The organism is Methylobacterium sp. J-048 (genome assembly GCF_022829515.1).
Lineage (GTDB): Bacteria > Pseudomonadota > Alphaproteobacteria > Rhizobiales > Beijerinckiaceae > Methylobacterium.
In genome coordinates, this window is the sequence record NZ_JAKSYL010000256.1 from 64,578 (window position 1) to 89,446 (window position 24,869).

The following is a 24,869-nucleotide window of genomic DNA, read 5'->3' on the forward strand; positions in this document are numbered from 1 at the left end:
CCCTCGGCGGTCCGATCAGGATTCGGGATCGATCGCGAACGGCCGATCCATGATGTCCTGATACGTGTAGGGGCAGGCTTCTGGGAAGCGCATCAGCGGCAGTCCGGTCTCCTTTGCAGCCTCAAGGCGAGCGCGGCGATAGGCTTTCTTGATGGCCTCGTCCAAGCGAGCCTTCAAACCTGGGCTTTCCTCCAGCTCATCGACCGCGTGGATGCGATGCGTCGCGATCGAGATCGCCCAGCTGCGGGTGCGTTTCGCAGGCTGATGATCGACCTTGAGCATGTGCAGCAGCAGCACACGAAGGGCGCTCACGAGGCTGGCGAATTGGCTCTTGCCCAAGCTCTCGATCTCCTCGGCGAGATGCTCGCGGTCGAGGCCGGAGAGATCACCGCCGCGCAAACGGGCAGCCTGTTCCTGCGTCCAGGTGTAAAAATCATTCTCGTAAGCCGTGCTGACCGGGGCAGGCCGGGTCTTCAACGTCGTCATCGAAGCCTCCCGAATCGATATTCCCCGATCGAAAAGCCTATCACGCCGCCTTGCCGCGCGCCTGCGCGATCGCGGCGAGCGCCGCCTGCGGGTCGATGCGGCCGTCGTAGAGCGCCCGGCCGGTGATGGCGCCGGCGATGAGGGTGCAATCCGGCTGGAGCAGCCGGTGCACGTCGTCGATCGAGGCGAGGCCGCCCGAAGCGATCACCGGGATGCGCACGGCCTGAGCGAGCGCCAGGGTCATCTCGACGTTGAGGCCCTTCAGGATCCCGTCGCGGGCGATGTCGGTGTAGATGATCGCGGCGACGCCGGCGTCCTCGAACCGGCGGCCGAGTTCCTCCGCGGTCATGCTGGAGGTCTGCGCCCAGCCCTCGACGGCCACCCGCCCGTCCTTGGCGTCGATGCCGACCGCGATCTTGCCGGGATGCTTGCGCGCCGCCTCCCGGACGAAGCCGGGGTCACGCACGGCGGCGGTGCCGATGATCACCCGGGCGACGCCCTTCGCGAGCCAGCCCTCCAGCGTCTTCATCTCGCGGATGCCGCCGCCGAGCTGCACCGGGATGCCGACCCGGGCCAGGATCGCGTCCACCGCGGCGGCGTTGCGCGGCGCGCCCGCGAAGGCGCCGTCGAGATCGACCACGTGGAGCCAGGGAAAACCCTGGTCCTCGAAGGTCGCGGCCTGCGCGGCTGGATCGTCGCCGAAGATCTTGGCCTGCGCCATGTCCCCCTGGATGAGGCGGACGCAGCGTCCTTCCTTCAGGTCGATCGCCGGGTACAGGATCACGGGTACTGTCTTCCTTCTCGCCGAAACCGGGACGCGGTCAGGGGCGCCAGTTCAAAAAGTTCGCGATGAGCGCCAAGCCGAGGCGCTGGCTCTTCTCGGGGTGGAACTGCGTGCCGGCGATGTTGCCCCGGGCGACCATCGCGGTCACCGGGCCACCGTAATCGGCCTGCGCCACCACGTCGTCCGGCTGTTCCGCGGCGAGCGCGAAGCTGTGCACGAAATAGGCGTGCAGGCCGTCCTCCCCGGTCAGAATGCCGGCGAGCAGCGCGTGGTCCCGGGCCACCCGCAGGGTATTCCAGCCCATATGGGGGATCTTGAGCGCCGGATCCGACGGCTTGATCGGCGTGACGTCGCCCGGGATCCAGCCGAGGCCCGGCGTGGTCTCGTATTCGAGCCCGCGGCTCGCCAGGAGCTGCATGCCGACGCAGATGCCGAGGAATGGCCGGCCGGCGCCCTGCGCGACTTGGGTCATCGCCTCGACCATGCCGGGGACGGAATCGAGCCCGCGCCGGCAATCGGCATAGGCACCGACGCCCGGCAGCACGACCCGGTCGGCAGCGGCCACCACCGCCGGGTCGGAGGTCAGGCAGATGCGCGCGTCGCGCCCGCTCTCCCGGGCAGCGCGCTCGAACGCCTTGGCGGCGGAATGGAGGTTGCCCGACCCGTAATCGATGATCGCGACCGTCTCGGTGCTCATGCGCGTCTCGATGGAAAAAGCGTCACCGGGCGACTGCCTGGGCCGGGAACAGGCCGATCACCGGCTCGGTGCGCCGGGTCGGGCCGGCCGGGAACGGCGCACGGGGCGCCGCCGCGGTGGCGTCGAGCCACCGCCCGATCGCGCGGGCCTCGGCCTCCTCGGGCGAGGCGGCGATCACCGTGTCCCGGGTCGGCCATCCCCGGCGGGCGAGTGTCCAGCGGCGCAGGCTCGAAGCTTCCAAGCCGATCAGCCAGGAGGCCAGCAGGGTGACGATCGTGGCGATCCCCGGCGGCAACCCGAGGGCATGGCCGATCCCGGCCAGCGCCAGCAGCCCCACGAGCACGATCAGCGCTGCGATCCAGAGGCGATGAAACAGAAACCACAACACGCTGAATGCGAAGGCCGGCCACGCGAAGCCGTCCGGCACGAGCACGGCCCGGTCGAGTCCGATCGACTCGCCCGGCCGCGCATCCTTGGGCAGGTGGAGCGTGTAGCTGCGCATCCGCATCGCGGGACCCTCGGCTTCGGCATCGTCCTGAACCTGGGGTCCGGAGCGATGCAAACTCGACAACGAAACGATGGTCTTACAGGGAGCCCTTCGTGGAGGGAACGCGGCCCTCCTCGCGGGGATCGATCGCCACCGCCTTCCGCAAGGCGCGGGCCAGCCCCTTGAAGCAACTCTCGGCAATGTGGTGGGCGTTGTCGCCGTAGAGGGTCTCGACGTGGAGCGTCAGCCCGGCATTCATCGCGAAGGCCTGGAACCACTCGCGCACCAGCTCGGTGTCGAACTGCCCGATCTTCTCGACCCGGAAGGTGGTGCGGAACACCAGGAACGGCCGACCCGAAATGTCGACGCAGACCCGGGTCAGCGCCTCGTCCATCGGCAGGTGGATGTCTGCGTAGCGCGTCACCCCGCGCTTGTCGCCCAGCGCCTTGGCGAAGGCTTGGCCCAGCGCGATGCCGCAATCCTCGGCGGAATGGTGCTGATCGATATGCAGGTCGCCGTCGACCTTGACCTCCAGGTCGAACAGGCCGTGCCGGGCGAACAGGTCCAGCATGTGGTCGAGGAAGCCGATGCCGGTGGCGATCTTCGACTGCCCGGTCCCGTCGAGGCCGACGCTGACCGCAATATCGGTCTCGGCGGTCTTCCGGCTGATGGAGGCGCTGCGCATTTTTTCGGACTTTGCGTCGGGGGCGGCCTGCGGCCGCGAGCGCCTTCTAGAGCCTGTTCTTCGGCAATCGCAAGGATCGTCCTCTGGACAGGGGAAAACATGGGTTCCCAAAGGGCTGCAGCCCTTTGGCGGGGTGCGGGGCGGTGCCCCGTGATGCGCAGGGCGGCGCCTTACGGGTGCAGCACCCGCCCGGCCACCGCGTCGAGCTTGGCGAGCAGCGCCGGATCGCGGGCGGTCGGCGCGGTCATGATCGCGCCGTCGAGCGCCCGGTGCGAGCCCGCCGGGCAGGGCTCGCGCTCGGCCGGGAAGTCGCGGGCGAGCCGCGCCACCAGCCGGGCCGCCGTGTCGGCATTGGTCCGGGCGACCGCGATCACCGCGGCGACATCCACGGCATCGTGGCCGGGATGCCAGCAATCGTAGTCGGTCACCATCGCGATAGTCGCGTAGGTGATCTCCGCCTCGCGGGCGAGCTTGGCTTCGGGCATGTTGGTCATGCCGATCACGTCGAAGCCCTGAGCCTTGTAGGCCCGCGATTCGGCGAGCGAAGAGAATTGCGGCCCGTCCATGCAGACATAGGTGCCGCCGCGATGAACTGCGATGCCCTCCGCCTGCGCGGCATTGGCGATCCGCGCCTGCAGCCCCGGTCCCACCGGGTGGGCGAGCGAGACGTGGGCGACGCAGCCGTCGCCGAAGAACGAGGAGGCCCGCCCGTGCGTCCGGTCGACGAACTGATCGACCAGCACGAACAACCCAGGGGGCAGCTCCTCGCGGAACGACCCGCAGGCGGAGAGCGCCACGAGGTCGGTGACGCCGGCCCGCTTCAGCGCGTCGATATTGGCGCGGTAGTTGATGCCGGACGGCGACAGCCGGTGGCCGCGTCCGTGGCGAGCCAGGAACACGACCTTGGTCGCGCCGATCCGCCCGATGCGCAGCGCATCCGAGGGCTCGCCCCAGGGTGAGGCGACGCGTTCCTCGCGCACGTCCTCGAGCCCCGGCAGATCGTACACGCCCGACCCGCCCATCACCCCGAGCACCGCTGCCGTCATGCCGGTTTCCCTGCTGATTCCAGGCGCTGCTAACGCGCCACATGTCCCATCCACCACCTCATCCTGAGGTGCCAGAGCAAAGCGAAGGCCTCGAAGGAGCCTCCAGAACCCATGACGATCACTGGAGGCCTCCTTCGAGGCCCGCTGGCGCGGGCACCTCAGGATGAGGGGGGCAGGTGGGCTCGGTGTCGCTGAGAGGTCGACGTCTGTGTTCGCCGAGCGGTAGCACGGGGCCACAGCCCAAAAAAGATGGGCCTCCCGAAGGAGGCCCATGGTCGAGATCAATGCAATGCAGGCTCAGAAGGCCTTGTGCAGCTCCGGCTGGAGGCCGTGGACCTCGCCGCCGACATCGGCCCAGACCTTCTTCTTCACGTAGTAGAGCAGCCCGGATAGGATGATCAGGAACAGGATCACCCGGAAGCCCAGGGCCTTGCGGTCCATCATGTGCGGCTCGGCCGTCCACATCAGGAAGGCCGCGACGTCCTTGCCGTACTGGTCCACCGTCTCGGGGACCACCGGCTGGCCGGCGTCGTTCTTGGCGTAGGTGACCTGCCCGTCCGTGATCGGCGGCGGCATCGCGATGATGTGGCCGGGATAGTACTTGTTGTAGTGGCCGCCATCGGGCACCGAAAAATCCTTCGGCGCCTCCTCGTAGCCGTTGATCAGGGCGTGGATGTAGTCGGGCCCCTGCTCGGAATAGCCGATGAGCGGCAGCCAGTCGGTCAGGAAGTAGAGGGAGCCGCGGGAGAAGGTCCGCGCCTTGGCGATCACCGAGAAATCCGGGGGTGCCTTTCCGCCATTGGCAGCCGCTGCGGCCTGGTCGTTCGGGAAGGGCGGCGGGAACGCGTCGGCCGGCCGGCCGGGCCGTTCGAACATCTCGCCGGCATCGTTCGGGCCGTCCTTGACCTGGTAGGTCGCGGCCAGAGCCTTGACCTGCGCGGCGGAGAAATCCGGGCCGCCGTCCTGAGCGAGGTTGCGGAAGGCGACCAGCTTCATCGAGTGGCAGGCGGAGCAGACCTCCTTGTAGACCTGGAAGCCGCGCTGGAGCTGCGCGGTGTCGAACCGGCCGAACGTGCCGGCAAAGCTCCAGCCGACGCGGCCCGGGATCGGGCCGCCATGTCCTTCCTGAGCGGAGGCCGGAGCAGCCCCGGTCAGCAGGGCCGCAACAGCGAAGGCGGCGGTGGTCGAGAGGACGCGACGCATCATCATGGTCCTGCCGTCAGCCCTTCGTGGTCGGAGCGGCGGCGGCGCCCGCCGGCATGCCGGAGCCGCTCACCTGTTTGCCCGGCCCGGTCACGCTTTCCAGGATCGAGGCCGGGAGCGCCTTGGGCGTCTCGAACAGGCCGCAGAGCGGCATGACGAGCAGGAAGTGCGCGAAGTAGTAGGCGGTGCAGATCTGCGAAGCGATCACGTAGCCCCCCTCCGGCGGCTGGGATCCGAGCCAGCCCAGCAGGAAGGTCGCGCCGATGAACACCCAGAAGAACTGGCGGTAGATCGGCCGATAATTGCAGGAGCGCACCCGGGACCAATCGAGCCAGGGTGCGAACGCGAGGATGATCACCGCCGAGAACATCAGGATCACGCCGCCGAGCTTGCTCGGGACCGCGCGCAGGATCGCGTAGAACGGCAGGAAGTACCATTCCGGCACGATATGCGCGGGCGTTACAGCCGGGTTGGCCGCGATGTAGTTGTCGGCGTGACCCAGGTAGTTCGGCTGGAAGAACAGGAACCACGAGAACAGGATCATGAACACGCAGGTGGCGAACACGTCCTTCACGGTGGCGTAGGGCGTGAACGGCACCGCGTCCTTGCCCGACTTGATCGGGATGCCGGCCGGGTTGTTCTGGCCGGTGACGTGCAGCGCCCAGACGTGGAGCACGACGACGCCGGCGATCATCCAGGGCAGCAGGTAGTGCAGCGAGAAGAACCGGTTCACGGTCGGGTTGCCGACCGAATAGCCGCCCCAGAGCAGGGTCTGGATGGTGTCGCCGACCACCGGGATCGCCGCCAGGATGTTGGTGATGACGGTGGCGCCCCAGAAGCTCATCTGGCCCCAGGGCAGCGTGTAGCCGAGGAACGCCGTGGCCATCATCAGCAGGTAGATGATCACGCCGAGGATGTAGAGCACCTCGCGCGGGGCCTTGTACGACCCGTAATACAGCGCCCGGAACATGTGGACGTAGACCGCCACAAAGAACATCGACGCGCCGTTGGCGTGCGCGTAGCGCAGCAGCCAGCCGTAATTCACGTCGCGCATGATCTTTTCGACGGAATTGAACGCGCCCGTCGCCGAGGGCTCGTAATGCATCGCCAGCCAGACGCCGGTGACGATCTGGATCCCCAGGAAGGCCGCCAGGATCGCCCCGAACGTCCAGAAGTAGTTGAGGTTTCGGGGGACCGGGTAGGCGATGAAGGACGAGTGCACCAGGCCGGCGATCGGCAGCCGGGCCTCGAACCACTTGGCGACGCGGCTCTTCGGGACGTACGTGCTGGCAGTTCCGCTCATGTCCGCGTCCCTCTTACGCCGCTTCCTTGCCGCCCTCGCCGATCCGGATCTTGGTGTCCGTCTCGAAGGCGTAGGGCGGGATCGGCAGGTTGATCGGTGCCGGCCCGTGGCGGACGCGCCCGACGGCGTCGAACTGCGAGCCGTGGCAGGGGCAGGCCCAGCCCTCGAAGTTGCCCTGGTGGCCGATCGGCACGCAGCCGAGATGCGTGCAGTTGCCGTAGACGATCAGCCACTGGTCGTGGCCGTTCTTGACCCGGGTCGGGAACGCTGCCGGGTCGATCATCGCCGAGAGCGGGACCGCCTGCATGTCGGTCACCTCCTTGCCCGTGAGCTTGCGCACGAAGATCAGCTTGCCGCGCCAGAACACGTTGACGATCTGACCATCCTGGATCGGCGTCAGATCGACGTCGATCGGCGCGCCGGCCGCGATCGTGTCGGCGTCGGGCGCCATGGACGCGACGAACGGCCAAGTCACGGAGGCGGCGCCGACCGCCAAGCCGGCGCCGGTTGCGAGGAACAGGAAGTCGCGACGGCTCCCGTCCTGAGAGCTGCCATCCCGGGAGCCGGGGGCGGTGGCGGAGGTGGTCGCCAAGATCTGGAACTCCGTGCGTCGGCGTGAGGGCCGCAGGTGCCCTGCCCTGATGTCCCGGCCGGGCCGTGATCAAAGCATTATCGTTCTAATCTGAGCAATGAGACCGTGTGCCACCCCCAAGTCAAGCTGTCGTCCGGGGCGTCTTCGCTCGCTTAGGTCACGATCGTTGTCATATGTTGCCGAACGCCGTCCCGGCTGCGCCGCTACGCCACGGTGTCGTCGAGCCGAGTGGCGCCGCTATCCAAAAACCCGCCCGACTGGCGGGCCCACAGGCCGGCATAGACGCCGCCCTGGGCAACGAGCTCGGCATGGGTGCCCTCCTCGACGATTCGGCCGCGGTCGATCACGACCAGGCGGTCGAGCGCCGCGATGGTCGACAGACGGTGGGCGATCGCCACGACGGTCTTGCCGGCCATCAACGTGTCGAGGGAGTCCTGGATCGCCGCCTCGACCTGACTGTCGAGGGCCGAGGTCGCCTCGTCGAGAATCAGGATCGGCGCGTCCTTGAGCATCACCCGGGCGATGGCGATGCGCTGGCGCTGCCCGCCGGAGAGCTTGACCCCGCGCTCGCCGACCTGAGCGTCGTAGCCCCGGCGGCCCTTGTGATCGACCAGGTCGGCGATGAACCGGTCAGCATGGGCCAGCCGGGCGGCACGCTCGATCTGCTCCTGCGTGGCGTCCGGGCGGCCGTAGCCGATATTCTCGCGGATCGAGCGGTGCAGCAGCGAGGTGTCCTGGCTGACCATGGCGATCGCCTCGCGCAGCGATTGCTGCGTCACCGTGGCGATGTCCTGGCCGTCCACCAGGATGCGCCCGCTCTCGACCTCGTAGAGGCGCAGCAACAGGCTGGCGAGGGTGGACTTCCCCGCGCCGCTGATGCCGACGAGTCCGACTTTCTCACCGGGGCGAATCGTGAGTGAGAAATCCTCGATGACGGTCGCGTCGCCGCGTCCATAGTGGAACCCGACCGATTCGAACCGGATCTCGCCGCCGGCCACGACGAGATCGCGGGCGTCCGGAGCATCGACCAGCGCGTGCGGCCGCGCCATGGTCTGCATGCTCTCCTGGATCACCCCGACATTCTCGAACACGCCCCGGACGGTCTGCATCACCCAGCCGGACATGGCGAGCAGCCGCAGGATCAGGGCGAGGCCGGCCGAGGCTTCGCCGGTGGTCATCCCGCCGCTCCGCCAGAGGAGAAGGCAGGCGGCGCCGGTGGCGATCAGCAGCGTGCTGTTGAGGATCCCGAGCAGGCTGGTCGTCAGGGTGACGAGACGGAACTGGTACAGGTAGGCGTCGGTGTGGACCTCGACCGCGTCGCGCACCGTCGCACGCTCCTCGCGGTCGCGCGCGAACAGCTTCACGGTCAGGATGTTGGTGTAGCTGTCGACGATGCGGCCGATCAGCACCGAGCGGGTGTCGGCGGTCTTGTGCGAACGCGCGCGAGCCCGGGGCACGAACCACGTCGTCAGGGCGGCGTAGGCACCGATCCAGATCAGCACCGGAAGAGCCAGCCAAGGTGAGATCGACCCGAACAGGCCGACAGCCGTCACCGCGTAGATCGCCACGTAAAGCAGCGTGTCGATGAACACGACGGCGAGTTCCCGCACCGCCGGGCCGACCTGCACGACGCGGTTGGCGAGGCGGCCGGAGAAATCGCCCTGGAAATACGAGAGCGCGTGCCCGAGCGTGTAGAGATGCGCCCGCCAGCGGATCTGGCTGGTCGATTGCGGCACGATCAGCTGGTTGGAGAGCAGCTCGTGCAGCCAGATCGTGATCGGCCGCACCACTCCGACCAGGAGCAACACGAGACCGAGCCCAAGAGCATGGTCGGAGAGCACGCTGGCCCTGTCGGCGGTGGCGAGCAGGTCGATGAACCAGCGCATCACCAGGTAGAGCGAGGCCTCGACCGTCCCGGCGATCACCGCAATGACAAACAGGGCCACCAGGGCAGCGCGGATCGGGCGCAGGTAGAACCAGGCAAAACCCAGGACCGTCTGCGGCGGGGTACGGGTCTCGTCGAAGGGCGCGAACGGATCGACCCGGCGCTCAAGCCAATTCAAAAGCATGTCTTTGAGGGGCACCGCTAGGGGAAGCCCTCATGTAAGTCCGGGCTGCCGGGCACCAAGCGTGCGCGGTCGTCGCGGCGTGGGACTTTCCGAAAAGATTCCTTATTCAGGATCGAAGCGCCCGATCGGATTGCCGACCGGGTGCGACGCGATCAGCGCACCAGAGCCAGGGTGGCGCCCGACTTGGTCAGGGCGCCGTCCAGCGAGCCGCCGCCCTGGCGCAGACGCGCCGCCACGGAGCCACCCGGCTGGTAGAGATAGACCTCGCCGTCGCGGAAATCCCACGCCGAGACCCGGGCGAGATCCTTGTTCGGGCAGCCCGACGCCGAGGCCTTGTACAGGTCGAGGGCCGGCGCGCTCGACAGGGTGACCTTGCAGCTCGCGCCGGTCGCATCCTTCGCGTCCCAGCTGCCGACCACCGAGGCGCGGCCGCTCGTGACCACCGGCGGCGGCGGCGCGGGCGGCGCCACCGGCTCGGCGATCACCGTGGGGGTGTTCGGGGCCGCGTTGGCCTGGGCGCCGGGCAGCGGCGGCGCGTCGGGGCTCGCGGTCGCGCCGGGCGGCGGCGCGAGGGGCGCCGCCGTCACGGTGCCCGACGGGACCGCCTGGACCGCGTCGAGGGAAGCCTGCGAGGACGCCCGGCCCCTCGGGCTCTCCAGACGGGTCGTGGCACAGGCACCCAGGGTGGCGCTCAGGCAGAGGGCAGCGAAGGTCGGCAGGCTCGGGCGCAGCATCGGACCACTTCGGATCAGGCTTGGGATAGCGCGCGATGGCGCTTCGCCCCTGACTCGGTGCCAAATGCGCTGACCGCAAGGCGGCTGCCCCGGCCGCCGCCGACTCCGCTGCGGACGGTCGGCCTTTTCGCCCCGGTGTGGCCGGGGCGCCTCACCGTTCGCGCTCAGACCACCCGCTCGACCATCATCTTCTTGATCTCGGCGATGGCCTTGGCCGGGTTCAGGTTCTTCGGGCAGGTGTTGGCGCAGTTCATGATCGTGTGGCAGCGGTAGAGCCGGAACGGATCGTGCAGAGAGTCGAGCCGGTCGCCGGTATTCTCGTCCCGCGAATCGATCAGCCAGCGATAGGCCTGGAGCAGCGCGGCCGGGCCGAGGAATTTGTCGCCGTTCCACCAGTAGCTCGGGCACGACGTGCTGCAGCACGCGCACAGGATGCACTCGTACAGGCCGTCGAGCTTCGACCGGTCCTCGGGGGTCTGGCGCCACTCCTTCTCGGGGGCGGGCGTCTCGGTCTGGAGCCAGGGCTCGATCGCGGCGTGCTGGGCGTAGAAGTTGGTCAGGTCCGGGACCAGATCCTTCAGCACCGGCATGTGCGGCAGCGGGTAGATCCGGACCGCGCCGTCCTTGTCCTTGCGGGTGATGACCGGCAGGGCGTTGTCCGGGCTCCTGCACTCGTCGATGCCCATCGTGCAGGCGAGCGCGTTCTGGCCCTCAATGTTCATGGCGCAGGAGCCGCAGATGCCCTCGCGGCAGGACCGGCGGAACACGAGGGTCGAGTCGACCTTGTTCTTGATCCACAGCAGCGCGTCGAGGACCATCGGGCCGCAATCGTCCCGGTCGACCTGATAGGTGTCGATCCGCGGGTTGGCCCCGTCATCCGGGTTCCAGCGGTAGATCTTGAAGGTCTGCAGGTTCTGGGCGCCGGGCGGCGGCGCCCAGGTGCGACCCGGGGTGATCTGGGAGTTCTTCGGAAGGTTGAACTGGGCCATGAGTCTTATCCGTCGATGGCGATCGTGCCCAAACCGGCCCGGAGGCGGGTTTGGCCAGGTTCGATCGTGAGGATTGCGCCGCCAACCAAAGCTTCACCGGCCGCGGCGATGGATTGGAGAACCGAAGTGCCGACCACCAGCGGGTCGGTGTTGTCGAGCCGTAGCTGCACGACGCTGGGCGCCTTCAGCCCGCGGGTCGCGACTGCGGCACCGAAGTCCAGATCGGCCGTGAAGACGATCCGATCATCCTCGGCCGCCCAGATGAGGATGTCGTCGTCGAGAGCGTCGACGGCTCCGACGTTCCGCCAATGTACGGCGGAGTGACCCTGCTCGGTCAGGAGTTGTGCCCATTCCGGCGACAGGTTCACATCGACGACGAATCTCACGCCGCCGCCTCCGATGTCACGGCAGAGGTGGTGATCGCGCGTTCTGATGCGAGCCAAGCCGCATAACGGATAGCTTCGAGCACATCCTCCCGCTCGATATACGGGTACATCTCGAGGAGCCGTTCCATCGTGACGCCGGCACCGAGGTTGCCGAGAATCATGGAGGCGGTGACGCGCATCCCACGGATACAGGCTTTGCCGCCCATCACCCGTGGATCGACGGTGATGCGGGAGAAGCCGGTGATGCGCCGTGTCGTGTCGCTCATGACGATCGCTCCTCGCTCGGATGTCAGTACACCCGGGCCTTCGGCTCGATGTACTGGATCTCGTTCGACATCGTGTAGGTATGCACCGGCCGATAATCGATGTTGACCTGATGCCGGCCCTCGTCGAGCCAGGAGAGGGTGTGCTTCATCCACTCCTTGTCGTTGCGGTCCGGAAAATCTTCGCGGGCATGGGCGCCGCGGGATTCCTTGCGGTTGGCGGCCGATTCCATCGTCACCACCGCCTGGCCGATCAGGTTGTCGAACTCCAGGGTCTCCAAGAGGTCGGTGTTCCAGACCAGCGACCGGTCGGTGATCTTCACGTCTGCGGCGGCGTTCCAGACCTTGTGGATCAGGCCCTTGCCCTCTTCCAGCACCTCGCCGGTGCGGAACACGGCGCAGTTGTTCTGCATCGTCTTCTGCATCTCGGCGCGGAGCTCCGCGGTCGGCGTCGAGCCGTTGGCGTTGCGGAAGCGGTCGAGGCGCTCGAGCGCCTTGTCGGTCGCGCCCTTCGGCAGTTCCTGGGCCCGGCCATTCGGCTCGACGATCTCGGCGCAGCGCTTTCCGGCAGCGCGGCCGAACACCACGAGGTCGATCAACGAGTTGGAACCGAGCCGGTTGGCGCCGTGGACCGAGACGCAGGCTGCCTCGCCGATCGCCATCAGGCCCGGCACCACCGTGTCGGGATTGCCGTCGCGGAGCGTCAGCACCTCGCCGTGATAGTTCGTCGGGATGCCGCCCATGTTGTAGTGCACGGTCGGGAGGACCGGGATCGGCTCCTTGGTCACGTCGACGCCCGCGAAGATTTTTGCCGACTCCGAGATACCCGGCAGGCGCTCGTGCAGGATCTTCGGGTCCAGGTGATCGAGGTGCAGGTAGATGTGGTCCTTGTTCTTGCCGACGCCGCGGCCATCCCGGATCTCCATGGTCATGGAGCGCGAGACCACGTCGCGCGAGGCGAGATCCTTGGCCGAGGGGGCGTAGCGCTCCATGAAGCGCTCGCCCTCGGAGTTGGTCAGGTAGCCGCCCTCGCCGCGCGAACCCTCGGTGATCAGGCAGCCGGCGCCGTAGATGCCGGTGGGGTGGAACTGCACGAACTCCATGTCCTGGAGCGGCAGCCCGGCGCGCAGCACCATGGCGTTGCCGTCGCCCGTGCAGGTATGGGCCGAGGTCGCCGAGAAGTAGGCGCGGCCGTAGCCGCCCGTGGCCAGGATGGTCTGCTGGGCGCGGAACCGGTGGATCTCCCCGCTGGCCTGGTCGAGGGCGATGACGCCGCGACAGCGGCCTTCCTCGTCCATGATCAGGTCGAGGGCGAAATACTCGATGAAGAAGTCGGTCTGGTTCTTCACCGCCTGCCCGTAGAGGGTGTGCAGCATGGCGTGGCCGGTCCGGTCGGCCGCCGCGCAGGTGCGCTGGGCGGTGCCCTTGCCGTAATCGGTGGTCATGCCGCCGAACGGGCGCTGATAGATCTTGCCTTCGTCCGTGCGGGAGAAGGGCACGCCCCAGTGTTCCAGCTCGTAGACGGCGGCCGGCGCGTTGCGCACGAGGTACTCGATCGCGTCCTGGTCGCCGAGCCAGTCCGACCCCTTCACGGTGTCGTACATGTGCCAGCGCCAATCGTCCGGACCCATATTGCCGAGCGAGGCCGAGATGCCGCCCTGCGCCGCCACGGTGTGCGAGCGGGTCGGGAACACCTTGGTGATGCAGGCGGTGCGCAACCCGGCCTCGGAGCAGCCGACCGTGGCGCGCAGTCCCGCGCCGCCCGCCCCGACGATCACCACGTCGAAGGCGTGGTCGTGGATGGTGTAGGCAGGCCCGCTGCCGTTGGTGCCGTTGGCGGCCATGATCGGCTCCTCGAAATGCGTGATGGCGGGGTTCAGGCCGGCTGTCCGAAGCCGATGCGCAGGACCGCGTAGAGGCAGGCCACGGCCACCAGGACCGCGTAGGCGTTGTTGGCGAACACCGCGGCGATCTTCGTGCCCTGGCCGTGCACGTAATCCTCGATGACCACCTGCATGCCGATCCGCATGTGGATCGTTACCGACAGGAGCGCCAGGATCAGGATGATCGAGACCAGGGGCTTGGCGATCAGCTGCGTCGCTTCGACGTAGCCCCGGCCGGCCATGCTGGCGACAATCACCACGAAGGCCAGCATCAGGACGACGTTCGCCGCCGCGGTCGCCCGCTGCACCCACCAATGGCCGGCGCCGTGATGGGCGACGCCGAGGCCGCGGACGCGGGCGCGCGGGGTGCGGATGGAGACGCGGGTGTCCTGGCGGATCTCTTCCTTAGCCATGCCGGCCTCCCCTCAGCGGACCAGAAGGGCGACCGCCCAGATGACGATGGTGAGCGCGACGGACCCGATCAGGGTCATGCGCGCCATGCTCAGGCGCTTCTCGCGGTCGAAGCCGGCGCCGGTATCCCATACCAGATGGCGCAGGCCGCCGAGCATGTGGTGCATCAGCACCCAGGTGTAGGCGAACAAGATCAGGCGGCCGATCAGCGAGCCGAAGAACCAGGCGACGTAGGAATAGGCCACCGGTCCCGAAGCAAGCGCCACGAGCCAGATCGCGACCAGGGCAGTGCCTCCATAGAGGGCGATGCCGGTAAGACGGTGAAACACCGACATCGCCATCGTCCAGGTCAGGCGGTAGATCTGGAGATGCGGTGAAAGCGGTTGCGCCACTGTCGGGCGGGCGGTGGGTGCCATTGGATTGAAGCCTCGCAGCTGCGAACTGGACCGTCTCTAATCTGGTGGTAGCGCTAGTGCCTGCGGGCGCAAGCCGCAATGTGTCATGCTGCGCCGCACAGCAGGGGGCGTGTTGATAGCGGGGCGGATCTGTCACTTCAGTTGGCCCAGCAGGCGCCACCAGGCGTAATCCAGCGGTGCCGCGACCACGAGCGAGGCCAGGCCGAACGCCAGCGTGAGTCGCGTGGCGTCCCGCAGCCGCACGCCGCCGAGTTCGCTGGCGAACACGATCGGGGGCGCCTGGTAGGGGACGAACAGGGTCGAATAGCCGATCACCTGGATCGACACGACGGCCAGGGGCGAGAGGCCGCTGGCATTCACCATCTCGCCCGCCAGCGCCGTGTACAGGGCCGGCGCGCCGTTGGCAGTGACCAGCAGCGTCAGGAGTGTGCTGATCCCGGTGAGCACCGCGAAGTTCTGGGCCGGCGCGCCGGGGGCGAGCGGCGCAACCGCGAGGAGCCCATGGCCGAGTTGCGCCCCGAGCCCGGTCTCGTTGACCAGGGCGACCAGTCCGAGCAGGGCCGCGATGTAGAAGCAGGTCCGCAGGTTGACCTGCTGGAACGCTTCCGGAGGCAGCACGCCGACCCGCGGCAGCAGGCAGATCACCGCGGCCGCGAGCCCGACCCAGGCCGGGGCGAGGCCGTGCAGGCTGTCGGTCATCCAAAGGGCCAGAGTGCAGGCCAGGATCACCGCCAGGCGCCGCTCGGCACGCGAGACCGGCGGCAGAATCGGCAGCGCCTGTGGGTCGGGGCTCAACCGGTCGGGGAACAGGCGCACGATCAGCGCCACCAGCATCACGCCCTTGACCAGGGCCAGGACCGGCGCGTGCAGGACGAAATAGGACAAGTAGGACAGGTGCAGGCCGAGCACCTGCTCGGCCGAGCCGGCCATGACGAGATTCGGCACATTCGCCGGCAGGATCGCCGCCGATAGGATCGGAGTGGCGACACCCACGGCGAGTACCGCGCCGGTCCGTCCCGGACGGCCGGGCGTCAGGCCGAAGCCGTCGCAGAGGGCCAGCGTCACCGGGATCATCAGGGCGATCCGCCCGAGATTGGAGGGCATCACGAAGGCGATGAGGAAGCTCAAAGCCACGAGGCCAGTGATGAACTGCGCGTAGGAGCCGGACAGGCGCGCCGCCAGCGCCCGGGCCATGCGGGCACCGAGGCCGGTCCGGGTCATGCCCTGGCCCACCACCATGCCGGACAGGACCAGCCAGAACGCCGAGGCCGAGAAGCCCGAAAAGACCGTCGCCGGGTTGCCGAGACGCAGCAGCATCGCCAGCCCGAAGAAGGCGAGCGCCGTGACGATCTCCGGCAGCAAAGCCGTCGCCCACAGGCCCATGCACAGGACCAGCAGGGCGGCTGTCGCCGGAACAACCGCCTCCCCGCTCATCCGACCCTCCCGTGCTTCACACTGCGGTGGGCATGGGCCGGTTTGGAACCGTTCGCAATTCGGGAGTCCGCGACTCAGCCTTCGCGGATCGCGAAGGTCGCCGAATCGACGGAGGCGATTCCGGCACAGAAAAGCCCGACCGTTTCCGGCCGGGCTTTCGCGTTCAAGAATAGGCCTGAACGGTGTGGTGCTCAGTATCCGTAGCCATAGGTGCCGCAATAGGCGGGATCATAGCCGTAGCCGTATCCGCCGGCGCAGGTATCGCCGTAGCCATAGCCGTACCCGCCCAGGCCGTAACCAACCCCCAGTCCGAGGCCCACGCCAGCCAAGCCGTATCCCAGGCCGCGGCCGTAGCCGCCGCCGTAGCCACGCCCGTAAGAGCCGCGATTGGCGAAGCCACGGCCCGCGAAGCCGCGATTGCCGATCACGCCGCCACGCTGGAAGCCGCCGCCGCCGAGACCGGCACCCCGGAATCCGCCGCCGCCCAGTCCGCCGCCCCGGAAGCTACCGCCGCCGAAACCGCCACCATGGAATCCGCCGCCGCCGAAGCCGCCGCCGTGAAAGCCGCCGCCGCCAAACCCGCGGGCATCCGCGCTGCCGGGCATCAGGGCGACGACCGCCAATAATGCAGTCGATGCGAGAACCAAACGCTTCATGAGAAAGTCCAATCCTTGAAAGGAGTATGACGTCTCAACGTTCAATCACGCACAGGTATCCACACGCGATCATCGAAAACGGCGTGTCAGCCCGTCGCTACATCGCGGTTCTTGTTCGATCCGAACAAAAGCTTGGCCGTGAGTGCGTCCCCGTCTTTGATTCGACGCGCTCGTCGGCGCTTCACCGGAACGGCGGCTCGTCGAAGCTGCGCAGCTTGCGCGAATGCAGCCCATGCCGGTCGGCGCGCAGCGCGTCGAGGGCCGCCAACCCGACCCGCAGATGCTCGGACACCGCCCGGTCGTAGAACGCGTTGGCAGCGCCGGGCAGCTTGATCTCGCCGTGGAGCGGCTTGTCGGAGACGCAGAGCAGCGCGCCATAGGGCACGCGCAGGCGAAAGCCCTGGGCCGCCACGGTGCCGCTCTCCATGTCGACCGCGATGGCGCGCGACTGGTTGATCCGCCGCCGCTCCTGGCTGAACCGCAATTCCCAGTTGCGGTCGTCGTAGGTGACGACCGTGCCGGTGCGCAGGCGGCGCTTCAAGGCCTCGGCTTGCTCGCCGGTCACCGAGGCAGCGGCGCTCTGAAGCGCGACCTGCACCTCGGCGAGCGCCGGCACCGGCACGTCCGGCGGCACCAGCTCGTCGAGGATCCGGTCCCGCCGGAGATAGGCGTGGGCGAGGACGTAATCGCCGATGGTCTGCGACTGACGCAGGCCGCCGCAATGGCCGACCATCAGCCAGCAATCCGGGCGCAGCACCGCAAGGTGATCGGTGATGGTCTTCGCGTTCGACGGTCCGACGCCGATATTGACCAGGCTCGTGCCCTGCAGGGTCCCGTCGGCGCCCCGGGCGACGAGGTGATAGGCTGGCATCTGGTGGCGGTGCCAGGGCGAGGCCGCGATCACCGCAGCCGGATCGGCCGTGGAGGCCTCCGCCCGGCTCACGGAAATTCCACCGGGCAGGACCAGCCGCTCGAACCCCTCCGCGCCCGAGGCCAGGCGCTCCAGCCCGTGCCGGACGAACTGGTCGACGTAGCGGTGATAGTTGGTCAGGAGAATCCAGGGCTGGACCTCGCGCCAGTCGCAGCCGGTGTAGTGGACCAGGCGGCGCAGGGAGTAATCGACCCGCACCGCGTCGAACAGGGCCAGCGGCAGCGGCTCGCCATCGACGAGGTCGAAGGTGCCGTCGGCGATCTCATCGCCCACGAGCGACAGCAGCGGGACGGGGAAGTAGGTAGCGAGTTCCGCGCCGTCCACGGCGCGCCCGCCGGCATCGAGCCCCGCTTCCAGGACGTAGGGATAGGGGATCTCCTGCGCGCTCTGGCCCACCTCGATCTGGATGCCGTAATCGTCGATCAGCGGCTGCAACTGCCGGGTGAGGTAGTGGCGGAAGAAGGCCGGGTGTGTGACCGTGGTGGCATAGGTGCCGGCGGCCTGGAGCTTGGCGGTGGCGCGCCGCACCCGCGGCAGCGGGCCGGCGGGGCGGTAGCTGATCCGCAATTCGGGATAGCGGAAGGCCAGGCGCTCGGTGGCGTCCGGCGGCGGGCCGCCCGCGAGGTAGCGCTCCAGCGCCTGCCGCAGGGCGCCGGCCGCACCGTCGTAGAGTTCGACCAAGCGGTCGACCGCGCTGTCCGCATCCGCGACGGCCTGCATCGGCCGCAATTCCCGCTCGATCATGAACCCTCCCGTTTAGCGCATCGCCCGGGATACCGGGCCCCGGCCGATGCGCTAGGTCTTTGGCTTCGCATCATCTTTTTCCGAAAGCCGATGACCACCTTTCGGGATGATGCTCGATGGCTCGGATCTACACCGGCCCGATGGCCTGCGCGAGGTGCGGGCTTGCGGCCGGACGGCGCTTGGCCGAGAACCCGGCGCAGGCGGAGTGAGGACAGATGGGCGCGGACGAGTTTGGGACCCGTCCCGGCGAAGAGATGGCGGCGCTGCCCGCGGATTTCGATGCCGGCCTCCATTTCATCGGCCGGCTGCGCACGCCGTGGCAGACGCGCCAGGACTGCCCGAAGAACGGCCTGCAGACCGACGCCATCTGCACCGTCGAGGTCGATCCGGCCTACGTCTCCGGCCTGCGCTCGATCACCGGCTGCACGCACCTGATCCTGCTCTACTGGATGGACCGGGCGACACGGGGCCTCGTTGTGCAGCGACCCCGCCACGCCGACGGGCCGCGCGGCACCTTCTCGTTGCGCTCCCCGGCCCGGCCCAACCCGATCGCGCTCTCGGTGGTCGAATTACTTGAGCGCTCGGGAGACACTCTGCGGGTGCGCGGGCTCGATTGCCTCGACGGCACGCCGCTCCTCGACATCAAGCCCTACTACGCCTCGACGGATTCGCGCCCGGAGGCGCAGGTCGACCGCGCCGGCGCCGAGCCGTGATGCGTCGCGTTCTCGCGGGCCTCTTCGGCCTCGTGCTTCTGGCTTCGGGAGGCTTCGCCGGCTGGCACCTGCGCAAGCCGGCCGCCGATGCCCGCGCCTACGCGGTGATGCGCGGCATCGCCGTTCAGGTCAGCCTGGACGAGGCGCCCCCGGACTACGTGTTCTGGGGCGGCGATTCCCAGGTCGAGCTGCAGCCCGGGAGCCAGCGGCCCTGCGGCCTGGACTTCGTCAACGGCGGCTTCAGCGGCGCCACCGCCGCCGCCTATCTCGATCACCTCTCCGGCCTGCGATTCCACCCAAATCCCAAGGTCGCCGCCCTGACGATCGGGACCAACGACATCCTGGTGAAGAACGATCCGCGCTCGGCCGAGGCGGCTTCGCGGTTCGAGGCGAAGGCGGAAGCGATCGTGAGGCGGCTGCAGGCCGTGAGCCCGCGCGTCGTCGTCACCGCCCTGCCCCCGGTCGGCCGCGAGGTCGGCCGCCTTATCGATGCCGGGGCCGTGGCGGATTACACGCAGCGGCTGCGCACCCTGTGCGGCCGCCTCGGCTGCGCCTTCGCGGACCCGTTCGCGTCACTCCGCGATGGCGAGACCGGCTATGCCAAGCCCGGCGCGCTGCGGGACGGCCTGCATCTTTCAGCCTACCGGCCGGTGATGGCGGCCCTGGAACCGGTTTTGTGCGGGCCGTGAGCGAGGCGTGCGGAAGGCGTTTCGTATTACGCTTTGTGCCCAATCACCTTCGCGCGCCTGCGAAAAGTCTTGGCGCCTCTGCTGAAGCCTCCCCTCCTACGGAGCGGCGAATTCATGACGGCGCAAACCTTGATCCGTCGTTGAGTAACCCCGCGTGCTGGAAGTCTATCTGACCGGTCTGTCCGTCAGCGGCGGCCTGATCCTGGCGATCGGTGCCCAGAACGCATTCGTACTGCGGCAGGGCTTGCGCGGCGAGCATGTCGCCCTGGTTTGCGCTACCTGCGCGGCCTCCGACGCGCTCCTGATCCTGGTGGGCATCACCAGCTTCAGGGGCATCGTGGTCCTCGCCCCCTGGCTGAGGCCGGCGATGCTGTATGCCGGCGCGGCCTTCCTCATCGCGTACGGGGCACGCAGTCTCCGGTCGGCCTTCGCCTCCGCGGAGGCGCTGCAACCCGCCCCGGAATCCGCCGCCGGCCTTGGGCGGACGCTGGCGACATGCCTCGCGCTGACCTGGCTCAACCCGCACGTCTATCTCGACACGCTGCTGCTGATCGGATCGATCTCGACGCGCTTCCCGGGGCAGGAGCCCGCCTTCGCGGCCGGCGCGATGACGGCCTCGGTCGCGTTCTTCTTCGCGTTGGGCTACGGCGCCGCGATCCTCCGGCCCCTGTTCGCCAAGCCGGCCGCGTGGCGCGTGCTTGAGGGCATGATCGCGCTGACGATGTGGGTTATCGCGGCTGAGCTGCTGCTGAGCGGACAGTAACGACGGGTCGCACTTTCCGGACAGGCTTTCATCAGGCCCGCTCGAATTGCCAAGCACAACACGCTACGTGAACTGCGATGGTCAGGAGCACGGCATGGACGCGATCACGCTGGCGGATGCCAAGGCACAACTGAGCACCCTGGTCGACCGGGTTGAGGCAGGCGATTCGATTGAGATCACCGGTCGCGGCAAGCCGGTCGCTCGACTGACAGCCGTAACGAAGCCGCGCAAGCCGATCGACCTCGCGTTGCTTCAAGCGCTGACGGCAGCGATGCCGCCGCAATCCGAAAGCGCCGTCGATCTCGTGCGGTCGATGCGGGACAGCGACCGCTACTGATGCGCTACGCGGCTACGTCGCTAATCGGTTCGTGACGCCCGCCCGTCACTCCCACTCGATCGTGCCGGGCGGCTTCGAGGTAATGTCGTAGGTCACCCGGTTGATGCCCTTCACCTCGTTGATGATCCGGGTCGCGACCCGGCCCAGGAAAGCCATGTCGAACGGGTAGAAATCGGCGGTCATGCCGTCCACCGAGGTAACGGCGCGCAGGGCGCAGACATGGTCGTAGGTTCGGCCGTCGCCCATCACGCCCACCGTCTTCACCGGCAGGATCACCGCGAAGGCCTGCCAGATCGTGTCGTAGAGCCCCGCTTGCCGGATCTCGTCGAGGTAGATCGCGTCGGCCTTGCGCAGGGCCTCGAGCTTCTCCGGCGTGATCGTGCCGGGGCAGCGGATGGCGAGGCCGGGACCAGGGAACGGGTGGCGGCCGACGAAGGCGTCCGGTAGGCCGAGCTCACGGCCCAGCACCCGGACCTCGTCCTTGAACAGCTCGCGCAGGGGCTCCACGAGCTTCATGTTCATGCGCTCGGGCAGGCCGCCGACATTGTGGTGGCTCTTGATCGTCACCGACGGGCCGCCGGTGAACGACACGCTCTCGATCACGTCCGGATAGAGCGTGCCCTGCGCCAGGAACGCCGCCCCGCCGATCTTCTTGGACTCGGCCTCGAACACGTCGATGAACAGGCGGCCGATCGTCTTCCGCTTGACCTCCGGATCGCTGACGCCTTCGAGCGCCGAGAGGAACATGCCGCTGGCTTCGACGTGGACCAGTGGGATGTTGTAGTGGTCGCGGAACAGGGCCACGACCTGCTCGGCCTCGCCGAGCCGCAGCAGACCGTGGTCGACGAACACGCAGGTGAGCTGGTCGCCGATCGCCTCGTGGATCAGCACCGCGGCCACCGCCGAATCGACGCCGCCCGAGAGGCCGCAGATCACCTTCTCGGAGCCGACCTGCTCGCGGATCTTGGCGATCGCCTCCTCCCGATAGGCCCCCATGGTCCAGTCGCCGGAGCAGCCGGCGATGTCGCGCACGAAGTTGCGGATCAGCAGGGCACCGTGCGGGGTGTGGGCGACCTCGGGATGGAACTGCACCGCGTAGTAATTCCGGGCCGCGTCCGCCACGGCCGCGAAGGGTGCGTTCTTGGAGATCGCCACGGTGGAGAAGCCGTCGGGCAGCTTGGTGACCCGGTCGCCGTGGCTCATCCAGACCGGGTATTTTTCGCCCGTGTGCCAGACGCCGTTGAACAGCGGGCAATCGGCCAGGATCTCGACCTCGGCCCGGCCGAACTCGGCATGATGGCCGCCCTCGACCGCGCCGCCGAGCTGGGCCGCCATGGTCTGCTGGCCGTAGCAGATGCCGAAGATCGGCACGCCCGAATCGAACACCAGCTGCGGCGCCCGGGGGCTCGCCTCGACGGTCACCGATTCGGGGCCGCCGGAGAGGATCACGCCCTTCGGCTTCTGCTCGCGGAATGCGGCTTCGGCCTTGGTGAAGGGCACGATCTCGCAATAGACCCCCTCCTCCCGCACCCGCCGGGCGATGAGCTGGGTCACCTGCGAGCCGAAATCGACGATCAGGATCTTGTCGTGGTCGGTGTTCATCGCGGGCGATTATCCGAAGGCCGGGGCGCACGCAACGGATGCGCCCGTCTCAGGCTGGGGATCGCGGCGCAAAGCGCTCGCCACCCGCACCCGGTCAGTCGAAGTTGCGGACCTTGGCCGAGCCGCCGAGGCTGATCGCCGGCTTCGCCGGCGCGCCCGCGAGGCTGACCTTCTTCTGGCCCGGCAAGGTCTTGGCCCGCAGCTCCGGCGCGGCCACCGGCACAGGCTTGGCCGGCTTCAGATGCGCCTGGCCGTGGATCACCGAGCCGATCTCGCCGGCGACCCGGATCAGGTCGTCCCGGTCGCAGGAGCGGGCCACCTTCAGGCCGAGCTTGTGCATGTGGCTTTTGCCGTAGAGGTACGCGGCGAGTTGGGCGCGCTTCAGCGGCGGGATCTGCTCCAGGATCATCGGCAGGTCGAACTCGTCGGCCCGGTAGACTTCGCCCAGAACCTCGAGGCTCACGGGGCAATCGACTTCGGGCTCGGCGCCGCTGGTCGGGTGCGATTGCGTCATGGGTGCCTCTCGGAACTCGATGAATCGGAAGTTGGCCCGGATGCCCCGGAGCCGGGGTCGGTTTCAAGCCCTGACGGTGCAGTCAGGTCCGCAATCCTGGCCTGCGTAGGGCCGGGTGTCGCGGGCGACGCCGCCGAATCCGCGGGTTTCCAGACTCCGAGGCAGCCGGTGCAGACGGATTCGATCACCGCGCGGGCATGGGCCTGCCGACGCGCCCACAGGGCATCCCGGACAGCCCGGTCGCCCTCGGGCATCGGCCGGATGTGGATGAACAGCGGCTCCTCGGCGAAGGCCGGTGCCGGGCTGGCCACCAGCAGTGCGAGCAACGCAAGGGCGCGCATGTTTCGGCCTGGAGCAGGCTGCGCCGCGCGATTCATGACGCCTTGTCCCTCCGGTCGAGCTGATCCGGAGACCTCGCGCGTCATGGTAAACCGCCGCTTAACGTGAGGCGAGCGGTTCCATTGCTGGGGCGGCGGCATCCGCATCCAGAGCCGCCCGCCGCCTGTCCTGGGCGCGGCCGAGCCAGAGGCTGTTGAACAGCCAGGCCACGGAGAGCGGCACCGCCGCGCCGGCGATACCGGTACTGCCGAAGCCGAATCCCTGGATGCCGGTGAACGACCAGGCCCCGACCTGGTCGCCCAGCCGGTAGACCACGGTGTCGATGAAGCTCTTGGCCTTGTAGCGATCCTCCCTCGGGACGACGGTGAACAGAACCTCCCGGATCGGGCGGGCAATCGCAAAATTGCCAGCCCGGCGCAGGACCTGGAACGCCACGATCACACTGATGGTGGGCGAGACCGCCAGCGCGGCGAAGCCGAGGACGCTGAAGGCCGGCAGCAGGGCCAGGGTGATCCCGACGCCGAGGCGCTTGACGATGCGTCCGGTCAGGAACAGCTGCACGCCGAGCGTCAGCACGTTCACCGCAAGATCGACGCTAGCGAAGAACGCGGTTTGGGCGCCCCGGTCCGGGAAGCTCCGTTTTGCGATGCCGGCCTGCTCGAAATACAGGAAGGTCGAGGTCACCGAAAACAGCAGCAGGAACAGCGAGATGTTCAGCAGGTAGGGCGAGGCCAGGGTCCGGGTGACGCCGGCCAGCACGCTGCCGCCGATGGTGCGGTCCTGGCCGTCATGGGCCATATCGGCGCTGCCCGGCACGGCGTGGAGCCGGGCCGACAGGGCGGCGAGCCCGCGCATGGAGAACACCGCGGCTTCCAGGAGCACGACCGCGCACAGCATTAGCCCCCATGTCGGGACGTTCTTGGCGAGGATCGCCGTGGTGGCCGAGCCCGCGATGGCGCCGAGCGTCGCGCCGGCCGCGATGAAGCCGAACAGCCGCTTGCTCTGGTCGTTCGAGAACACGTCGACGATGGTGGCCCAGAAGATCGAGACCACGAACAGGTTGAAGATCGACAGCCAGACGAAGAACACCCGCCCGATCCAGATCCCCCAATCCGGCGGCGCGAGGTACAGGGTCAGCGCGAAGGCCAGGATGTTGGCGGCGAAGAACCGGTAGGTGATCGGCACGAACCGCGCCCGCGGCATGCGCTTCACCAAGTAGGCGAAGGGCAGGTTGAGGGCGAGCATGCCGACCAGCGTCGCGGTGAACAGCCAGGGCAGGTTCTCGATGCCCCCGGCCACGCCCATCTGGTCGCGGATCGGACGCAGCACGTAATAGGCCGCCAGGATCGAGAAGATGTAGGCCCAGGACCAGGCGAGCGCCTGGCCCTCGCCCGGGCGGATGTCGATCAGGCGCGCGAGCGGGCCTCGGGGAACGGACGTTTCAGGCATGCATATTCCCTCCCCCCTCTGCGGGGGAGGGTGGCCCCTGCGTCAGCAGGGGTCGTGAGAGGGGATCGACGGAGCCTGAACGGTCGCGAACGGTGTCATAACCTGAATCGGCGCGATGCCCCTCTCCCCCCCGGCCTCCCAGGGTACTCTCCCCCGCACAGCGGGGTGGGAGAAGCTGAACGGCCGCCGCCGTCACGTCCCCAGCCCGAGCATACCGCGCATCTCCGGGTCGGTCGCCTCGTCGCCTAAGCCGTGACGACACAC

Annotated in this window: 27 protein-coding genes; 4 read left to right on the forward strand and 23 right to left on the reverse strand. The window is 68.3% G+C overall.

Annotated elements, in window-relative coordinates; genetic code table 11:
* Positions 1-15 precede the first annotated feature (15 nt).
* The 20 genes from MKL09_RS26265 to MKL09_RS26360 all read right to left on the reverse strand — a co-directional run bounded on the left by MKL09_RS26265 (position 16) and on the right by MKL09_RS26360 (position 18,199).
* Positions 16-486 (reverse strand): DUF29 domain-containing protein, encoded by a 471-nt coding sequence (locus MKL09_RS26265; RefSeq protein ID WP_244024950.1) that lies wholly within the window; start codon positions 484-486, stop codon positions 16-18.
* A gap of 40 nt (positions 487-526) precedes the next feature.
* The gene (gene hisA, locus MKL09_RS26270) at positions 527-1,270 is read right to left on the reverse strand and encodes a 1-(5-phosphoribosyl)-5-[(5-phosphoribosylamino)methylideneamino]imidazole-4-carboxamide isomerase (protein WP_244024951.1); all 744 of its coding nucleotides are present in this window, start codon (positions 1,268-1,270) and stop codon (positions 527-529) included.
* 37 nt (positions 1,271-1,307) lie between these two features.
* Entirely contained in the window at positions 1,308-1,967 is a 660-nt protein-coding gene (hisH, locus tag MKL09_RS26275) for an imidazole glycerol phosphate synthase subunit HisH (protein ID WP_244024952.1), read from the reverse strand.
* A gap of 22 nt (positions 1,968-1,989) precedes the next feature.
* Complete coding sequence (locus MKL09_RS26280; protein WP_244024953.1) at positions 1,990-2,475, reverse strand: DUF2628 domain-containing protein; 486 nt, start codon at positions 2,473-2,475, stop codon at positions 1,990-1,992.
* 76 nt (positions 2,476-2,551) lie between these two features.
* Positions 2,552-3,139: an imidazoleglycerol-phosphate dehydratase HisB gene (hisB, locus tag MKL09_RS26285; RefSeq protein ID WP_007564319.1), complete on the reverse strand. Its 588-nt coding sequence runs from the start codon at positions 3,137-3,139 to the stop codon at positions 2,552-2,554.
* A gap of 170 nt (positions 3,140-3,309) precedes the next feature.
* On the reverse strand, positions 3,310-4,185 hold the full coding sequence (locus tag MKL09_RS26290; RefSeq protein ID WP_244024954.1) for an S-methyl-5'-thioadenosine phosphorylase: 876 nt from the start codon (positions 4,183-4,185) through the stop codon (positions 3,310-3,312).
* A gap of 297 nt (positions 4,186-4,482) precedes the next feature.
* Entirely contained in the window at positions 4,483-5,391 is a 909-nt protein-coding gene (locus MKL09_RS26295; protein ID WP_244024979.1) for a cytochrome c1, read from the reverse strand.
* A 13-nt stretch (positions 5,392-5,404) separates the two neighbouring features.
* Entirely contained in the window at positions 5,405-6,691 is a 1,287-nt protein-coding gene (locus MKL09_RS26300; RefSeq protein WP_244024955.1) for a cytochrome b, read from the reverse strand.
* 13 nt (positions 6,692-6,704) lie between these two features.
* Positions 6,705-7,283 (reverse strand): ubiquinol-cytochrome c reductase iron-sulfur subunit, encoded by a 579-nt coding sequence (petA, locus tag MKL09_RS26305; protein ID WP_244024956.1) that lies wholly within the window; start codon positions 7,281-7,283, stop codon positions 6,705-6,707.
* A gap of 203 nt (positions 7,284-7,486) precedes the next feature.
* On the reverse strand, positions 7,487-9,352 hold the full coding sequence (locus tag MKL09_RS26310; RefSeq protein ID WP_244024957.1) for an ABC transporter ATP-binding protein: 1,866 nt from the start codon (positions 9,350-9,352) through the stop codon (positions 7,487-7,489).
* 152 nt (positions 9,353-9,504) lie between these two features.
* Positions 9,505-10,086 (reverse strand): AprI/Inh family metalloprotease inhibitor, encoded by a 582-nt coding sequence (locus MKL09_RS26315; RefSeq protein WP_244024958.1) that lies wholly within the window; start codon positions 10,084-10,086, stop codon positions 9,505-9,507.
* A gap of 164 nt (positions 10,087-10,250) precedes the next feature.
* Positions 10,251-11,075 carry a succinate dehydrogenase iron-sulfur subunit gene (locus MKL09_RS26320; protein ID WP_244024959.1) on the reverse strand — a complete coding sequence of 275 codons (825 nt, stop codon included), beginning with the start codon at positions 11,073-11,075 and terminating at the stop codon, positions 10,251-10,253.
* A gap of 5 nt (positions 11,076-11,080) precedes the next feature.
* Entirely contained in the window at positions 11,081-11,461 is a 381-nt protein-coding gene (locus MKL09_RS26325) for a DUF5615 family PIN-like protein (protein WP_244024960.1), read from the reverse strand.
* Positions 11,458-11,727, reverse strand: a complete 270-nt coding sequence (locus tag MKL09_RS26330) for a DUF433 domain-containing protein (RefSeq protein WP_244024961.1) — start codon at positions 11,725-11,727, stop codon at positions 11,458-11,460. Before MKL09_RS26330 ends, MKL09_RS26325 begins: the two co-directional genes overlap by 4 nt.
* A 23-nt stretch (positions 11,728-11,750) precedes the next feature.
* The gene (sdhA, locus tag MKL09_RS26335; RefSeq protein ID WP_244024962.1) at positions 11,751-13,568 is read right to left on the reverse strand and encodes a succinate dehydrogenase flavoprotein subunit; all 1,818 of its coding nucleotides are present in this window, start codon (positions 13,566-13,568) and stop codon (positions 11,751-11,753) included.
* A gap of 32 nt (positions 13,569-13,600) precedes the next feature.
* The gene (gene sdhD, locus MKL09_RS26340) at positions 13,601-14,020 is read right to left on the reverse strand and encodes a succinate dehydrogenase, hydrophobic membrane anchor protein (protein ID WP_092044482.1); all 420 of its coding nucleotides are present in this window, start codon (positions 14,018-14,020) and stop codon (positions 13,601-13,603) included.
* Between the two features lie 12 nt (positions 14,021-14,032).
* Positions 14,033-14,434: a succinate dehydrogenase, cytochrome b556 subunit gene (sdhC, locus tag MKL09_RS26345; RefSeq protein ID WP_244024963.1), complete on the reverse strand. Its 402-nt coding sequence runs from the start codon at positions 14,432-14,434 to the stop codon at positions 14,033-14,035.
* Between the two features lie 132 nt (positions 14,435-14,566).
* Positions 14,567-15,868, reverse strand: a complete 1,302-nt coding sequence (locus MKL09_RS26350; protein WP_244024964.1) for an SLC13 family permease — start codon at positions 15,866-15,868, stop codon at positions 14,567-14,569.
* A gap of 191 nt (positions 15,869-16,059) precedes the next feature.
* Positions 16,060-16,524 (reverse strand): hypothetical protein, encoded by a 465-nt coding sequence (locus MKL09_RS26355; RefSeq protein ID WP_244024965.1) that lies wholly within the window; start codon positions 16,522-16,524, stop codon positions 16,060-16,062.
* Between the two features lie 181 nt (positions 16,525-16,705).
* Complete coding sequence (locus MKL09_RS26360) at positions 16,706-18,199, reverse strand: AMP nucleosidase (RefSeq protein WP_244024966.1); 1,494 nt, start codon at positions 18,197-18,199, stop codon at positions 16,706-16,708.
* Positions 18,200-18,414: 215 nt separating this feature from the next.
* Here MKL09_RS26360 and tsaA point away from each other — a divergent pair, with 215 nt between their 5' ends.
* The 4 genes from tsaA to MKL09_RS26380 all read left to right on the forward strand — a co-directional run bounded on the left by tsaA (position 18,415) and on the right by MKL09_RS26380 (position 20,701).
* Positions 18,415-18,912, forward strand: a complete 498-nt coding sequence (gene tsaA / locus MKL09_RS26365) for a tRNA (N6-threonylcarbamoyladenosine(37)-N6)-methyltransferase TrmO (protein WP_244024967.1) — start codon at positions 18,415-18,417, stop codon at positions 18,910-18,912.
* Positions 18,912-19,601: an SGNH/GDSL hydrolase family protein gene (locus MKL09_RS26370; protein WP_244024968.1), complete on the forward strand. Its 690-nt coding sequence runs from the start codon at positions 18,912-18,914 to the stop codon at positions 19,599-19,601. Before tsaA ends, MKL09_RS26370 begins: the two co-directional genes overlap by 1 nt.
* 154 nt (positions 19,602-19,755) lie before the next feature.
* Entirely contained in the window at positions 19,756-20,364 is a 609-nt protein-coding gene (locus MKL09_RS26375) for a LysE/ArgO family amino acid transporter (RefSeq protein ID WP_244024969.1), read from the forward strand.
* A gap of 94 nt (positions 20,365-20,458) precedes the next feature.
* A complete protein-coding gene (locus MKL09_RS26380; RefSeq protein ID WP_244024970.1) occupies positions 20,459-20,701 on the forward strand; it encodes a type II toxin-antitoxin system Phd/YefM family antitoxin in 243 nt (80 codons plus the stop codon).
* A 45-nt stretch (positions 20,702-20,746) separates the two neighbouring features.
* Here MKL09_RS26380 and guaA read toward each other — a convergent pair whose 3' ends face one another.
* The 3 genes from guaA to MKL09_RS26395 all read right to left on the reverse strand — a co-directional run bounded on the left by guaA (position 20,747) and on the right by MKL09_RS26395 (position 24,605).
* Positions 20,747-22,303 (reverse strand): glutamine-hydrolyzing GMP synthase, encoded by a 1,557-nt coding sequence (guaA, locus tag MKL09_RS26385; RefSeq protein ID WP_244024971.1) that lies wholly within the window; start codon positions 22,301-22,303, stop codon positions 20,747-20,749.
* 94 nt (positions 22,304-22,397) lie between these two features.
* A complete protein-coding gene (locus MKL09_RS26390) occupies positions 22,398-22,817 on the reverse strand; it encodes a hypothetical protein (RefSeq protein ID WP_243946844.1) in 420 nt (139 codons plus the stop codon).
* Between the two features lie 438 nt (positions 22,818-23,255).
* A complete protein-coding gene (locus MKL09_RS26395; protein ID WP_244024972.1) occupies positions 23,256-24,605 on the reverse strand; it encodes an NTP/NDP exchange transporter in 1,350 nt (449 codons plus the stop codon).
* Positions 24,606-24,869: the final 264 nt, after the last annotated feature.

What these genes read in the sequence shown, in the direction of transcription:
- tsaA (WP_244024967.1), top strand. Translation starts at nt 18,415, where the DNA reads ATGGGCGCGGACGAGTTTGGGACCCGTCCCGGCGAAGAGATGGCGGCG.
- MKL09_RS26295 (WP_244024979.1), bottom strand. Translation starts at nt 5,391, where the DNA reads ATGATGCGTCGCGTCCTCTCGACCACCGCCGCCTTCGCTGTTGCGGCC.
- sdhD (WP_092044482.1), bottom strand. Translation starts at nt 14,020, where the DNA reads ATGGCTAAGGAAGAGATCCGCCAGGACACCCGCGTCTCCATCCGCACC.
- MKL09_RS26315 (WP_244024958.1), bottom strand. Translation starts at nt 10,086, where the DNA reads ATGCTGCGCCCGAGCCTGCCGACCTTCGCTGCCCTCTGCCTGAGCGCC.
- sdhA (WP_244024962.1), bottom strand. Translation starts at nt 13,568, where the DNA reads ATGGCCGCCAACGGCACCAACGGCAGCGGGCCTGCCTACACCATCCAC.
- hisB (WP_007564319.1), bottom strand. Translation starts at nt 3,139, where the DNA reads ATGCGCAGCGCCTCCATCAGCCGGAAGACCGCCGAGACCGATATTGCG.
- MKL09_RS26370 (WP_244024968.1), top strand. Translation starts at nt 18,912, where the DNA reads ATGCGTCGCGTTCTCGCGGGCCTCTTCGGCCTCGTGCTTCTGGCTTCG.
- MKL09_RS26350 (WP_244024964.1), bottom strand. Translation starts at nt 15,868, where the DNA reads ATGAGCGGGGAGGCGGTTGTTCCGGCGACAGCCGCCCTGCTGGTCCTG.
- MKL09_RS26380 (WP_244024970.1), top strand. Translation starts at nt 20,459, where the DNA reads ATGGACGCGATCACGCTGGCGGATGCCAAGGCACAACTGAGCACCCTG.
- MKL09_RS26300 (WP_244024955.1), bottom strand. Translation starts at nt 6,691, where the DNA reads ATGAGCGGAACTGCCAGCACGTACGTCCCGAAGAGCCGCGTCGCCAAG.
- MKL09_RS26290 (WP_244024954.1), bottom strand. Translation starts at nt 4,185, where the DNA reads ATGACGGCAGCGGTGCTCGGGGTGATGGGCGGGTCGGGCGTGTACGAT.
- MKL09_RS26310 (WP_244024957.1), bottom strand. Translation starts at nt 9,352, where the DNA reads ATGCTTTTGAATTGGCTTGAGCGCCGGGTCGATCCGTTCGCGCCCTTC.
- MKL09_RS26390 (WP_243946844.1), bottom strand. Translation starts at nt 22,817, where the DNA reads ATGACGCAATCGCACCCGACCAGCGGCGCCGAGCCCGAAGTCGATTGC.
- sdhC (WP_244024963.1), bottom strand. Translation starts at nt 14,434, where the DNA reads ATGGCACCCACCGCCCGCCCGACAGTGGCGCAACCGCTTTCACCGCAT.
- MKL09_RS26265 (WP_244024950.1), bottom strand. Translation starts at nt 486, where the DNA reads ATGACGACGTTGAAGACCCGGCCTGCCCCGGTCAGCACGGCTTACGAG.
- MKL09_RS26355 (WP_244024965.1), bottom strand. Translation starts at nt 16,524, where the DNA reads ATGAAGCGTTTGGTTCTCGCATCGACTGCATTATTGGCGGTCGTCGCC.
- MKL09_RS26320 (WP_244024959.1), bottom strand. Translation starts at nt 11,075, where the DNA reads ATGGCCCAGTTCAACCTTCCGAAGAACTCCCAGATCACCCCGGGTCGC.
- MKL09_RS26330 (WP_244024961.1), bottom strand. Translation starts at nt 11,727, where the DNA reads ATGAGCGACACGACACGGCGCATCACCGGCTTCTCCCGCATCACCGTC.
- MKL09_RS26395 (WP_244024972.1), bottom strand. Translation starts at nt 24,605, where the DNA reads ATGCCTGAAACGTCCGTTCCCCGAGGCCCGCTCGCGCGCCTGATCGAC.
- MKL09_RS26280 (WP_244024953.1), bottom strand. Translation starts at nt 2,475, where the DNA reads ATGCGGATGCGCAGCTACACGCTCCACCTGCCCAAGGATGCGCGGCCG.
- guaA (WP_244024971.1), bottom strand. Translation starts at nt 22,303, where the DNA reads ATGAACACCGACCACGACAAGATCCTGATCGTCGATTTCGGCTCGCAG.
- MKL09_RS26360 (WP_244024966.1), bottom strand. Translation starts at nt 18,199, where the DNA reads ATGATCGAGCGGGAATTGCGGCCGATGCAGGCCGTCGCGGATGCGGAC.
- hisH (WP_244024952.1), bottom strand. Translation starts at nt 1,967, where the DNA reads ATGAGCACCGAGACGGTCGCGATCATCGATTACGGGTCGGGCAACCTC.